The 11,880-nt window shown below is 44.4% G+C and carries 14 protein-coding genes; 1 reads left to right on the forward strand and 13 read right to left on the reverse strand.

The genetic code is table 11. The features are described from left to right. Positions 1 to 62: 62 nt before the first annotated feature. From B2Y23_RS07625 to ubiG, 12 genes are all read right to left on the reverse strand, one after another. On the reverse strand, positions 63 to 872 hold the full coding sequence (locus B2Y23_RS07625; RefSeq protein ID WP_291370006.1) for an ABC transporter ATP-binding protein: 810 nt from the start codon (positions 870 to 872) through the stop codon (positions 63 to 65). A 10-nt stretch (positions 873 to 882) separates the two neighbouring features. Further along, positions 883 to 1,698 carry an aliphatic sulfonate ABC transporter permease SsuC gene (ssuC, locus tag B2Y23_RS07630; RefSeq protein ID WP_291370008.1) on the reverse strand — a complete coding sequence of 272 codons (816 nt, stop codon included), beginning with the start codon at positions 1,696 to 1,698 and terminating at the stop codon, positions 883 to 885. Beyond that, complete coding sequence (gene ssuD, locus B2Y23_RS07635) at positions 1,698 to 2,870, reverse strand: FMNH2-dependent alkanesulfonate monooxygenase (RefSeq protein ID WP_291370010.1); 1,173 nt, start codon at positions 2,868 to 2,870, stop codon at positions 1,698 to 1,700. Before ssuD ends, ssuC begins: the two co-directional genes overlap by 1 nt. 16 nt (positions 2,871 to 2,886) lie before the next feature. Next, complete coding sequence (locus B2Y23_RS07640; protein WP_291370022.1) at positions 2,887 to 3,819, reverse strand: sulfonate ABC transporter substrate-binding protein; 933 nt, start codon at positions 3,817 to 3,819, stop codon at positions 2,887 to 2,889. 87 nt (positions 3,820 to 3,906) lie between these two features. Further along, on the reverse strand, positions 3,907 to 4,869 hold the full coding sequence (locus B2Y23_RS07645; RefSeq protein ID WP_291370012.1) for a sulfonate ABC transporter substrate-binding protein: 963 nt from the start codon (positions 4,867 to 4,869) through the stop codon (positions 3,907 to 3,909). Between the two features lie 329 nt (positions 4,870 to 5,198). Continuing rightward, complete coding sequence (argA, locus tag B2Y23_RS07650; RefSeq protein WP_291370014.1) at positions 5,199 to 6,551, reverse strand: amino-acid N-acetyltransferase; 1,353 nt, start codon at positions 6,549 to 6,551, stop codon at positions 5,199 to 5,201. A 132-nt stretch (positions 6,552 to 6,683) separates the two neighbouring features. Next, on the reverse strand, positions 6,684 to 7,040 hold the full coding sequence (locus B2Y23_RS07655; protein ID WP_291354238.1) for an RcnB family protein: 357 nt from the start codon (positions 7,038 to 7,040) through the stop codon (positions 6,684 to 6,686). 235 nt (positions 7,041 to 7,275) lie between these two features. Next, complete coding sequence (locus B2Y23_RS07660) at positions 7,276 to 7,677, reverse strand: RcnB family protein (protein ID WP_291354237.1); 402 nt, start codon at positions 7,675 to 7,677, stop codon at positions 7,276 to 7,278. Positions 7,678 to 7,976: 299 nt separating this feature from the next. Then, the gene (locus B2Y23_RS07665; protein WP_291354236.1) at positions 7,977 to 8,132 is read right to left on the reverse strand and encodes a hypothetical protein; all 156 of its coding nucleotides are present in this window, start codon (positions 8,130 to 8,132) and stop codon (positions 7,977 to 7,979) included. A gap of 188 nt (positions 8,133 to 8,320) precedes the next feature. Further along, positions 8,321 to 9,067: a YciK family oxidoreductase gene (locus tag B2Y23_RS07670; protein WP_291370016.1), complete on the reverse strand. Its 747-nt coding sequence runs from the start codon at positions 9,065 to 9,067 to the stop codon at positions 8,321 to 8,323. 31 nt (positions 9,068 to 9,098) lie between these two features. Continuing rightward, positions 9,099 to 9,800 (reverse strand): HAD family hydrolase, encoded by a 702-nt coding sequence (locus tag B2Y23_RS07675; RefSeq protein WP_291370024.1) that lies wholly within the window; start codon positions 9,798 to 9,800, stop codon positions 9,099 to 9,101. Next, the gene (gene ubiG, locus B2Y23_RS07680; RefSeq protein ID WP_291370018.1) at positions 9,797 to 10,510 is read right to left on the reverse strand and encodes a bifunctional 2-polyprenyl-6-hydroxyphenol methylase/3-demethylubiquinol 3-O-methyltransferase UbiG; all 714 of its coding nucleotides are present in this window, start codon (positions 10,508 to 10,510) and stop codon (positions 9,797 to 9,799) included. Before ubiG ends, B2Y23_RS07675 begins: the two co-directional genes overlap by 4 nt. Before the next feature lie 181 nt (positions 10,511 to 10,691). Between ubiG and B2Y23_RS07685 the strand changes: the two genes are divergently transcribed. Further along, complete coding sequence (locus B2Y23_RS07685; protein WP_291354232.1) at positions 10,692 to 11,309, forward strand: thiol:disulfide interchange protein DsbA/DsbL; 618 nt, start codon at positions 10,692 to 10,694, stop codon at positions 11,307 to 11,309. A gap of 60 nt (positions 11,310 to 11,369) precedes the next feature. Here the strand turns inward: B2Y23_RS07685 and B2Y23_RS07690 are convergent. Then, positions 11,370 to 11,880: TetR family transcriptional regulator (locus tag B2Y23_RS07690; protein ID WP_291370020.1), on the reverse strand; the 511-nt coding region annotated here is incomplete at its 5' end.

Here is an 11,880-nt window from a genome sequence, read left to right on the forward strand (position 1 = left end):
CCGATCTCAATTAACGCAAAATGGATCAGTGCTCATTTTAAATACGAATTGAAATAACAACATCAGGTGGCCAATACCGCATTCAGTACTTGCTGTTCCAGTTCGGTAAATGCGTAATCTTTTTTACGTGGTCGCGGCAAATCGACTTTAAACTGCTGGGCAATGTGTCCCTTATCTAACAGAATAATCCGGTCGGCCAGTTGAACCGCTTCGCTGACATCATGGGTCACCAGAATTGCGGTAAAGCCTTGCTCGGTCCAGAGCTTTTCAATCAGGTTCTGCATCTCCAAACGGGTGAGTGCATCTAGCGCGCCTAAGGGTTCATCCAGCAGTAAAATACGCGGCTTATGTGATAAGGCACGGGCAAGCGCAGTACGCTGACGTTGACCGCCTGAAAGCTGAGATGGCCACAATCCGGCTTTTTCTTTCAGTCCCACTTTTTCCAGCAGCGCAGAAGCATTGTCTTGATGCTCTTTGGCTAAACCCAATTGTACATTCTGTTCAATACTACGCCATGGCAACAGTCGTGGGTCTTGGAACATGACCCGAATGTCATCGCTGCTAATGCCTTCGCGAATATGACGTGCTGATTTAAACTTGATTTCGCCATAGCTCGGTTGTTCTAAATCTGCAATCATACGCAGCAGGGTGCTTTTACCACAACCACTACGGCCGACAATGGCAAGAAATTCACCCGGCTGAATGTGCAGGTCCAGATCTTCCAGAACTTTCACTTCAGCATAAAATTTATGCAGCTGTTCAATCAGAATTTCTGCACCCACAACAGCGTTCGGGTTAATATCTGTGCTGCCAGGTTGTTGCGGGATTGAGCGTTCTTCAGATGCATGACGCCCTATGCTTAAATCAGTCATGTCTTATTCCTTATTTTTGATAGCCCGCATGCCAGCGGAGCAAGTATTTTTCCAAGCCTACTGCCAATACATCAGCCAGTTTGCCTAGCAGGGCGTAAAGTAAAATTCCCACCAATACCACGTCAGTTTGTAAAAATTCACGGGCATTCATGGTCATATAGCCAATGCCCGATTGTGCAGAAATGGTTTCGGCCACAATCAGCAGCACCCACACTAGGCCCAGGGCAAAGCGTAAACCGACCAGAATAGACGGCATCGCGCCTGGCAAAATAATTTCTCTGTATAATTGCCAGCGGGTTAAGCCGTAACTTTTACCCATCTCGATCAGTTGCGGATCTACCGAACGAATACCGTGATAAGTATTGATATAAAGCGGGAAGAACACTCCGACTGCGACTAGAAATAGCTTGGCAGATTCGTCAATCCCGAACCATAAAATCACCAGAGGAATTAAGGCCAAAGCCGGAATATTACGGATCATCTGTAACGTGGTATCCAGCAGGGTCGATGCGGTTTTAGAAGAACCATTCAGCAGACCGAGCAGTAAGCCTAAACCGCCACCGACCAATAAGCCGAGCAGGGCACGTCCGGCACTCACCTTCACGTGTTGCCAAAGTTCACCGCTGATCAGTAGATGCCAAAACGCACTTACCACAGCACTCGGTGCCGGTAAAATACGGCTTTCCAAAAGCCCGGTACTGGATGCAATTTGCCAGATTAAAATCAGTGCAATCGGAACCAACCAGGGCAGCAAGCGCTGCCCAAATTGTGTTCCACGTGAAACCTTGGCTTTCGCCAAGCTTTCAGCAGAAATTGTTTTGCTCATTAAGCCGGCTCCTGATTAACTTCCTTTTTAGCCTCATCAGCAACATAGTTATTTGCCACGATTTCACCAAAAGGACCGGTTAAGTTTGGTTGAGCCAGTTTCTTGCGGGTTTCCAAAGGCAGTAACGGGAACACCAATTCTGCAAAACGGATGGATTCTTCCAGATGTGGATAGCCTGAGAAAATGAAGGTATCAATACCCAAATCAGCATATTCCTGAATACGTGCAGCAACCGTTTCAGGATCGCCCACCAGTGCAGTACCGGCACCGCCACGAACTAGGCCTACACCTGCCCAAAGGTTTGGAGAGACTTCAAGTTTAGTACGGTCACCGTTATGCAGTTCAGCCATACGGCGTTGGCCGACTGAATCCATCTGTTTGAATTTTTGTTGTGCAGCGGCAATGGTTGCATCATCTACATACTGGATCAGCTCTTCAGCAGCAGCCCATGCCTGTTCATTGGTTTCACGCACAATCACGTGTAAACGGATACCGTAATTTAAACTGCGGCCTTTAGCAGCAGCTTTGGCTTTGACATTTTCAATTTTTTCTTTCACTGCTGCGGGTGGCTCGCCCCAAGTCAGGTAAGTGTCGACTTGGTCAGTGGCTAAATCTACAGCTGCATCTGAAGAACCACCAAACCAAAGCGGTGGATAAGGTTGTTGTACCGGTGGATAAAGCAGTTTGGCATCTTCCACTTGTAAGCGTTCACCATTAAAGCTATAGCTTTCACCTGTGTGTGAACGTTTTAAAATCTCACGCCAGATGGTGGTGTACTCAGCCGCCGTTTTATAGCGGGTCGCGTGATCTTCATACACGCCGTCACCTTTCAGCTCCTGCTCATCGCCACCTGTTACCAGGTTAAGCAGAACACGACCGCCAGACAAACGGTCAAAGGTTGCAGCCATACGTGCAGCCAGGGCAGGTGTAGTCACGCCTGGACGTAATGCCACCAGGAATTTTAGGTTTTTGGTCGCATCAATCAGGCTGGCTGCGGTAATCCAGGGATCTTCACATGAACGGCCGGTTGGAATCAGTACGCCTTCATAACCCAGGTTGTCTACCGCTACGGCAATCTGTTTCATGTATGCATGGTCAACTTGGCGTGCACCTTTGCTTGTACCTAAATAACGACTGTCACCATGCGTAGGAATAAACCAGAAAATTTTCATTGCTTTGATCCTTAGATTATTTGCCTGCCCAGACGGCTTGCTGAATATTGATAGATTTCGGAATGATCTTGAGTTCGCTAAAACGGTTAGCGAGTTCTTGCTGATCGGCAATCACTTTCTTGCTGAGTAGAGCAGCATTAGACGGGTTCGGACGACGCTGGATAAATGCCTGGCTGACATTCGGTTTTAATCCAGTGCTTTGGGCAAATAGAGTTGCAGTCGCAGCCTTGTGGCTTTGTACCCATTTATCTGCAACGTTCACTTGCTTGATAATGCCTTTGAGTGCCTGCGGATGATTTTTAACTAAATCACTTGAAGCCAGATAAAAGGTGTAATTTGGACTTAAACCTTTACCTGAAGCCAGCACTTTGGCCTTATCTTCCACTTGAGCCGCAGCATAGTACGGATCCCAAATGGCCCAGGCATCAATCGCACCTTTCTGGAAAGCCGCACGTGCATCAGCCGGGCTTAACCAGATCGGCTGAATATCAGTCCATTGCAAACCGGCCTTGCGTACCGCTTGCACCAATAAATAATGTGAGCTTGAACCGCGGTGCACGCCAACACGTTTACCTTTTAACTGGCTGAGTTGGGTAATTTTCGAGGTGCCGGGTACTAAAATGGCAGAAGATAAAGGTTTGGCCGTTTCATAAGCAAAGTAATGTAATGGCTTGTTACCGGCCTGAGCATAAACAGGTGGTGTATCACCTGTGGCACCGATATCAATCGAACCGACCGCCAGTGCTTCCAAAATTTGCGGACCGCCAGGAAATTCATTCCAAGTGATTTTTGCGTTAGGAAATTCCTGTTCAAACAGCTTTTGTTGCTGCGCAATGACTAAATTCACAGAAGCTTTCTGATAGCCAACGCGGAGCTGTTTTACCGAAGGATCAACAGCCCAAGCTGCACTTGAACCCAACATCGCGCAAGCAACGAGCATGGCATGCATGCCATGACTGGAGGTTTTGAACCATGTAATTGCTTTGTTGTGTGGCTGATGTTGAGTCATGTTAAATTCCCTAAGTTTTTCTCTGGTTTACTTCGCTAAAATCGCGGCTTGAATATTGAGTTTGTTTGGAATCAGTTTCTGGCTATAAAATGCATCGGCAACATATTGCTGCTTTTGTATCACCTCGGCAGAAATCGGTTGCACACCAAAACCCATACGAGAAATAGATGTTTTCAAAATATCGTTAGAGAGTCCTGTTGGTTTTTCCAGCAGCTTGGCAGCTTCCGCCTGATGCTGGGAAACCCATTGTGTGGTGGTGTTGAGTTCATTCACCACAGCTTTCAATACATCCGGATGCTGCTCGGCAAATTTACGGTCAGCTAAATAAAACTGATGGTTGCTGACCAGGTTTTCACCGGTCGCAATGACACGGGCACCAATCTGCTTTTCAGCAGCAGCAAAGAACGGATCCCAAATTACCCAGGCATCGACTGCACCACGCTCAAATGCGGCACGTGCATCTGAAGGCGGCAAATACACCACCTGGATGTCATCTAAGGTCAGCTTGTTGGCTTCAAGCACTTTGAGCAATAAGTAATGCACGTTAGAACCTTTATTCAGGACAACACGCTTACCTTTTAAATCCTGGATGTTTTGAATGGCCGAATCTTTTTTCACAATGAGTGCCTCAGCTTTAGGTGCTGCCGGCTGGTTGGCGATATAAACCAGATTCGAATTGGCTGCCTGCGCGAAAATAGGCGGCGCTTCACCTGCTTCACCCAAGGAAACACTGCCGACATTTAGGCCTTCAAGCAATTGTGGACCGGCAGGGAATTCGACCCATTTCACATTCACGCCTTGGTCTTTCAACGCTGTTTCTAAAGTGCCGCGTTCTTTAATAATCGGTAGCAAGCCATATTTTTGAAAACCGATATTTAAAGTCACGGTTTCAGCTTCTTTTTTTCCACAACCTGACATCATCATTGCGCCAGCAACTACTGAAGAAAGGACCAATGGTTTCGCCCAGAATTTTGCTTGAATGGCGCTCATGAACGTGTGCTCCGCAATAATGAAGTGTTGAATATTGAACACATACGCTAAAGCCTTTTCTTTTTCGAAAAAAATAAGAAAAGATAAATTTCTAATGAGGAAAAAAGATAAATAAAAAAAAGAAAAACTTATGCAGAAATGTGATTTATGAAGACAATTCAATAGTTGATTTTATTTAATTAAGTTATTGATATTAATTAATTTAGATTCTAAATCTTAAGCATGGATAAGGATATGCAAAAACGCTATAAACAAATCAGGATGAATTTGAAGAGGTTCCTCATAAAGATATAAAAAATAAAGATATAGCAGCCATAAAAAAAGCCACTTTAAAGTGACTTTTTGAAGACTAGGGAATTACGTTGGTAGTTATAGAGTGCCTGTCGTGCATTGGGCAGGTCGTCGACACTGGCAGGTTCAAAACCATGCTCGACAAACCAGTGCGCAGTACGTGTGGTCAGTACAAACAGTTGCTGAATGCCCAGGCTTTTGGCTTTGTCTTCCAGATAATGCAGAATCTGGCTACCACGGTTGGATTTGCGGTAGGTGGGATCGACCGCGACACAGGCAATCTCGGCGGATTTAATTTCATTGGCTGACACTGGAATTGGATACAGCGCTGCACAGGCTAAAATCATGCCATCGCGTTCAATCACGGAAAACTGCTCAATTTCACTTTCCAATCGTTCACGTGAGCGATAGACCAGAATGCCTTCAGCTTCCAGTGGGCGAAGCAGATTCATTAAACCACCGACATCCTGAATCGTTGCAGTACGCACATCTTCATAATGCGAATCGGTCATCATGGTACCTGCACCGTCACGGGTAAACAATTCTTCCAGCAAGGCGCCATCGTAAGTATAAGAAATCAGATGTACACGATTCACTCCTTTAAGCGAGGCATTTTTTGCCCCACGTAACTGCAAGGCGATATCGGGGTTAGAGTCCTGATATTGCAAGATCTGCTGATCGAGTTGATGCGGCGCTATTTCACGTTGCAATTGTCCAAATTCGTTGACCAGGCCCTGTTGTTTACCCAAGAAAATCAACTTGTCCGCTTTCAGCAAAATAGCGGTATTAGTAGCGACTTCTTCTGCGACCAAGTTGAACACCTCACCGGTATTGGAATAACCTGTGGGGCCAAGCAGCACAATATTATGGTTTTTCAGATGTCTTTGAATGGCATCGGTATCGACGGTGCGCACTTCACCGGTGAGCTGGAAATCAATACCATCACGAATGCCATAAGGTTTGGCGGTGACAAAATTGCCCGAGATCACATCAATACGCGCACCGTACATAGGTGAATTGGCCAGACCCATGGAAAGCAGGGCTTCAATTTGCAGGCGGATAGAACCCACTGCATTCATCACGCAGCTTAAAGATTCACGCGTGGTAATCCGGCGGTGATTATGAAATGGCGTTTGAATGCCGCTGGCTTTGAGGTTCTGGTTGATTTGCGAACGGGCGCCATGCACCAGAATCAGACGAATGCCTAAAGAATGCAGCAGGGCAATGTCATGGATAATATGCTGGAAATTTTCATGCTGTACTGCTTCACCATCAAACATGATGACAAAAGTTTTATTACGGTGAGCATTGATATAGGGCGCAGAATGTCGAAACCAATGCACATATTGTAAATTCGTGCTTTGTGATGTTTCCGATAAATTCGTTTGCATACCTATCTCAAAATTAAAAACTATTTCCTGCTTTGATTCTAATCAAAAAATGACGTGGGGGAAGCTAAAAAATAAAAAAACACCTGAATGGCGTTCAGGTGTTTTTTAGGGAATCGGAAACTTATGCCGGTATTAGTTGATAATGCGCACAATCCGGTCGGTACGTTCATTGACTAAGACATAGTCGCCGTTGACTTTGTACCATTGTTGATAACGGCCAGTATTGGGTAAACGGCGTGCGTCACGATCGCTGACTTTATAGCTAGATGAGCTGAATACACGCGGGAAGTTTTGCCCTGCACGCCAGTCACGGCTTGGGTTTACCTTCTTATTGTCATAACGGTTATTATTATCCCAACGTTTGTCCTGATGCGATGGAGCATGGTTATAACGTTGGTGATCATCATAACGATGATCCGGCGCTGCCATTGCAGAAGTTGCCATCAATGCAGATAAAGAAAGCGCAATCGTAGTTAGAACTTTTTTCATTACTTTCACCTTGGATCATTTTGAAGATGTTTTCGATAAGACAAAATTAACCAAAAATTAGAGATAAAAAATGAGAGCTATATAGTTGAATTGTGAAATTGATGGAGAAAAAAAGAAGAAAGCAAAAGTGCTAAAAACCAGTCAGATACAGAACTGTAGTGTAGAGACAAGATCAGTTTTAAAAAAATAAAAAAGCCCAAACTCAAGTTTGGGCGTGGAGAATTAAAAACTAAGTTTAGAAACCCTGAATACGTACAATATTATTGCTGTCGGTATCCACTAGAATATAGTCATTGTTGATTTTGTACCATTGCTGGTTACGCGACGGTTTAGGCAGGTCATGACTTTTATAGTCGACCTTATAACCATTACCACGGTAATGCTGTGGCATCACATATCCCGGTTGCCATTTATGCTGCTGTAGACGCTGGAAGCCGCGCTCTTCACGCATACGGCGTTTATCCTGCATCTCGTCATCATCTTCACGAAAATCGCGACCTTTATTATTAAATTTTTGCTGACCAGATTGATCCCAACCATAATGATTACCGTGTTTTTCATGAGGTGCAGCAGTGGTGATACTGTTTGCCATCAATGCACTGAAAGAAATTGCCAAAATTGTCAAAATCTTTTTCATGTTGAACCCTCATAAAAAGTATTAATTTCATTGATGCTAATGTACGAAAAAATTGCAGAGAAACTGTGAAGACAAATCACGCATTTCTTAAAAAATGCAGAGATAATAAGGATATTATTTAAAATAATCTCATGATTTAAAAATCTTCAACAATTTTATAGCGCTATTAAATACTAAAAAATTTTTTGTTGAAGAAAACTTTGTATCAATTTTTTGATATGGCGGTTATTAATTCAAAATTGTTCTAAAAAACTGCCTGAACAGCGGATTTGGCTTGATGGTTCAATACAGTTTTACGTTTAGTTCCATTGTTCAACCAAATCTTGTAGTGAGCTGACCGCTTCTGCAATGGCTTCTGCCTGTTGAGCATCATCCAAACCATGAATTAACACAGTGGAAAGTTGTAAATTTTCGATAATACGGATTGTTTCAATTCTACGTTTTTGATCGGCCATTACCCGTTCCTCATATAAGCTGCTGTTGAATGAGAATCAGCATAGGCTTGATTTTTTAATTTGTAAAACCGAATATTATTTTAATATTGATTTGAAAATACGATTTAAAGGCTTTTATGAGCTGAAATTTTAAAAAAAACAAGCATAAAAAAGAGAGCATCTGCTCCCTTTTTTGGTCTTTTCAAGCATTAATCCTGTGCATCAATGCTTTGACCATTTAGATGTAGGCTGTCATCACCCATTAAATACAGGTATGCCGGCATAATGCTTTCTGGTGTCGCCAAGGTTTTTGGATCTTCCTCAGGATAGGCTTTGGCACGCATGGCTGTACGGGTAGCACCCGGATTGATGCAGTTAAAACGCACGTTTGGATAAACATTTTCTTTGGCAAAAATCTGGTTCACCGCTTCAATGGCGATTTTTGATACCGAATATGCACCCCAACGCTCGCGTGCTTCACGGCCGACACCGGAACTGGCAAAGACTACAGAAGCATGCTCAGACTTTGCCAGTAAAGGCAACAGTTCCTGAGTCAAAATAAAAGGTGCACGCAGATTCACCGCCATCACATCATCCCAGACATCTACCGGGTAATGGGCCAGTTCGGTACGTTCCCCCAGAATTCCGGCATTATGCAAAATACCATCCAAGCGGCCAAACTGTTTTTCCAAAGTACCGACCAGTAACTCATAGTCACGAGGAGAAGCGCTGGAGAGTTGCAAAGGCAGAATAGCCGGTTGTGGCGCACCCAGGCTTTCAATTTCATCATAAATGACTTCAAGCTTGTTTAGGGTACGTCCATGCAGAACTACAGTTGCACCATGCAGTGCATAGCTTAGTGCAGCAGCACGACCAATACCATCGCCCGCACCTGTAATCAGGATAATGCGATCTTTTAACAGATCGGGGCGAGGTTGATATTCTGAATATTTCATTGCCTACCTCCTCGTTTATATTGTTATGTCTTTATGAAATGAGTGAATTATGATCTTGTTTTACGCCGACTAATTGATTAACCACTTGATGTAATTCTGCAACCGACTTCACTATACAATCAGCTTGCCAAGCTGTTAAGTCATCTTTGTGTTGTAAAGGTAAATAGCCATAGCCTGCCAGAATGGTGTACATATGCGCATTACGACCCGCATCGATGTCACGTGGATGGTCACCGACGTAAATACAGTCTTCGGGTCTGACATCAATTTGCTTGGCTGCCAGATACATCGGTTCCGGGTCGGGCTTGGTATTGCTGACATCTTCCGGGCAGACCAAAACCGCACAGCGCTCGGTCAGATTGAGTGCTTTCAGCAAGGATTCACTGAGCCAGCGTGGCTTGTTGGTAACAATCCCCCAGGGAATATCCTGACTTTCCAGTTGTTCCAGCAATGGATACATGCCTTCGAACAGATCGGTCTCTACCGCAATATCTTCCCCATACAAGTCCAAAAAACGCTGCCGATGGGCAAGGAACACCGGATCTTCCACATCCAGTTCCGGATAGACCAGTTTTACCATGGCGCGTGCGCCTTCAGACACCTGGGCACGAATTAAATCCGCTGCTACGATTTCACATTGTTTATCGCGGCACATGTCCTGAATAATGCGAATGAAGTCAGCCGCAGTGTCAATCAGGGTTCCATCCAGGTCAAACAGTACAGCTTTCATCAGGCACCTTCTTTTACCGTATACACCATATAGTTCACATCGACATTCGGTGCCAGCCAGTAACGTTTGGTCAGCGGATTGTAATGCAGGCCAGTCATGTCTTTAAGTTTCAGATTTGCCGCACGGATGTCGTGTGCCAGCTCGGAAGGTTTAATAAACTTGCTGTAATCATGGGTGCCTTTGGCCAGCATATGCAGGACGTATTCTGCACCAATAATGGCAAATAAATAAGATTTAGGATTACGGTTAATGGTCGAGAAGAACACATGACCGCCCGGTTTGACCAGGGTTTGGCAGGCCTGAATAATCGATGCCGGATCAGGCACATGCTCCAGCATTTCCATACAAGTCACCACATCGTATTGCCCGGCCTGTTCTTTGGCGAGTTCTTCCACGGGAACCTGGCGATATTCAATATTCTGTACGCCTTCCTGCTCGGCATGAATTCGCGCCACATTCAAAGGTGCAAGACCCATATCGATACCCAAAACATTGGCCCCACGACGCGCCATGCTTTCCGACAAAATGCCGCCACCGCAACCGACATCGAGCACTTTTTTACCGCTTAAACCACCTGCATGTTCATCAATCCAGTTTAAACGTAGCGGATTGATCATATGCAAGGGGCGGAACTCAGAATGCTGATCCCACCATATGGCAGCGAATGCTTCAAATTTGGCAATTTCTTGTGGATCAACATTCAATTGCGACATCGGTATCACCTCAATCAAGTCGTTATAATTTAAAAAAAGTTATAGGGGCTTAGTGTAGCGTTTATTCTAAAAAAAGCGATAAATGCCGTAAAAAAGTTCACAGAATGAAAACGAATTCGGCATAATTGATTTATAGTGATCGCATAAATTAAGCATAATGATTTAGAGGACAATAAGGTCAATGAAAAAATTTCTTTTAGGTAGCGTAGCGACGGCTATTTTCGCCTTGTCAGGCAGCACCATGGCAGCAAATTTCGTAGCGGGTAAAGATTACACCGTGGTGGCTAACCCGGGTAAAGTTCAGGTACCTGGAAAAATTGAAGTGCGTGAATTCTTTTGGTATGGCTGCCCACACTGTTACCGATTAGAGCCGCATATGCAGGCTTGGCTCAGAAAAATTCCTAAAGATGTTAACTTTGTGCGTACTCCTGCGGCGATGAATCCGGTGTGGGAACAAGGCGCACGTGGCTATTATGTGTCTGAAGCATTAGGAGTGCGCAAGAAAACTCACTTGCCTTTATTCCATGCCATTCATGCCAATGGTCAGCAGATTTTTGATCAAAACTCACAAGCCAAATTCTTTGTAAAATATGGCGTGCCTGAAGCCAAATTCAACAGCATGTTTAACTCATTTGCAATTACCTCAAAAGTGGCACAAGCCAAGCAGTTGGCACAGCAGTATCAACTGAGTGGTGTGCCAGCGGTGGTGGTGAATGGTAAATATGTGGTGCAAGGTGAAGATGCTAAAGTGACTCAAGTCATCAGCTACCTGGTAGAAAAAGAACGTAAAGCCAAATAAGCAACAGGCTTTTAAAAAACCGCCATCTGGGCGGTTTTTTTATATCTGGGCGTTATTCAATTATGAAGAAAGAGAATCTTTGGAAGGATCCCAGTTGGAGATGCCACGGAAAATCAGATGCACTTGAGTAATGGTTTGCAACTTGAATTGTTTTTGTTGGTCCAGGCGTTCCTGAGCCTCATATTCACGGTTGATGTCCATCCAGGTCATCGCCCAGGTAAAAGATAAGTTAATTAAAATATTAGAAATGACCCGCAGGTCTGGCACATTATGAATGTGCTGTACGGTTTCCATTTTGCATAGGTCATTGGCCAAATCTTCAACTAAAAAATTAATTTCCCGGGCAATGGCATGGCGAATCACTTCTGAACCACCCCAGCGTTCGGCAATCATAAAAACCCACGGTTCTGGGTGATATTCAACGGCCTGAAAAAACAGGTCCAGACTGATTTGAGCTTTGGTATTTGGCTGATAAATATAAGCCTGGCCCAATTGATGCAAAATGCCTTTTAAATGCAGGGCCACCTGATCGACCAGTTCCAGGCCCAGTTCATTCATATCCTGAAAATGT

This window comes from Acinetobacter sp. UBA5934 (assembly GCF_002430855.1).
Classification (GTDB): domain Bacteria; phylum Pseudomonadota; class Gammaproteobacteria; order Pseudomonadales; family Moraxellaceae; genus Acinetobacter.

What these genes read in the sequence shown, in the direction of transcription:
- argA (WP_291370014.1), bottom strand. Translation starts at nt 6,551, where the DNA reads ATGCAAACGAATTTATCGGAAACATCACAAAGCACGAATTTACAATAT.
- B2Y23_RS07660 (WP_291354237.1), bottom strand. Translation starts at nt 7,677, where the DNA reads ATGAAAAAGATTTTGACAATTTTGGCAATTTCTTTCAGTGCATTGATG.
- B2Y23_RS07655 (WP_291354238.1), bottom strand. Translation starts at nt 7,040, where the DNA reads ATGAAAAAAGTTCTAACTACGATTGCGCTTTCTTTATCTGCATTGATG.
- B2Y23_RS07645 (WP_291370012.1), bottom strand. Translation starts at nt 4,869, where the DNA reads ATGAGCGCCATTCAAGCAAAATTCTGGGCGAAACCATTGGTCCTTTCT.
- B2Y23_RS07685 (WP_291354232.1), top strand. Translation starts at nt 10,692, where the DNA reads ATGAAAAAATTTCTTTTAGGTAGCGTAGCGACGGCTATTTTCGCCTTG.
- B2Y23_RS07625 (WP_291370006.1), bottom strand. Translation starts at nt 872, where the DNA reads ATGACTGATTTAAGCATAGGGCGTCATGCATCTGAAGAACGCTCAATC.
- B2Y23_RS07670 (WP_291370016.1), bottom strand. Translation starts at nt 9,067, where the DNA reads ATGAAATATTCAGAATATCAACCTCGCCCCGATCTGTTAAAAGATCGC.
- B2Y23_RS07665 (WP_291354236.1), bottom strand. Translation starts at nt 8,132, where the DNA reads ATGGCCGATCAAAAACGTAGAATTGAAACAATCCGTATTATCGAAAAT.
- B2Y23_RS07640 (WP_291370022.1), bottom strand. Translation starts at nt 3,819, where the DNA reads ATGCATGCCATGCTCGTTGCTTGCGCGATGTTGGGTTCAAGTGCAGCT.
- ssuC (WP_291370008.1), bottom strand. Translation starts at nt 1,698, where the DNA reads ATGAGCAAAACAATTTCTGCTGAAAGCTTGGCGAAAGCCAAGGTTTCA.
- ssuD (WP_291370010.1), bottom strand. Translation starts at nt 2,870, where the DNA reads ATGAAAATTTTCTGGTTTATTCCTACGCATGGTGACAGTCGTTATTTA.
- ubiG (WP_291370018.1), bottom strand. Translation starts at nt 10,510, where the DNA reads ATGTCGCAATTGAATGTTGATCCACAAGAAATTGCCAAATTTGAAGCA.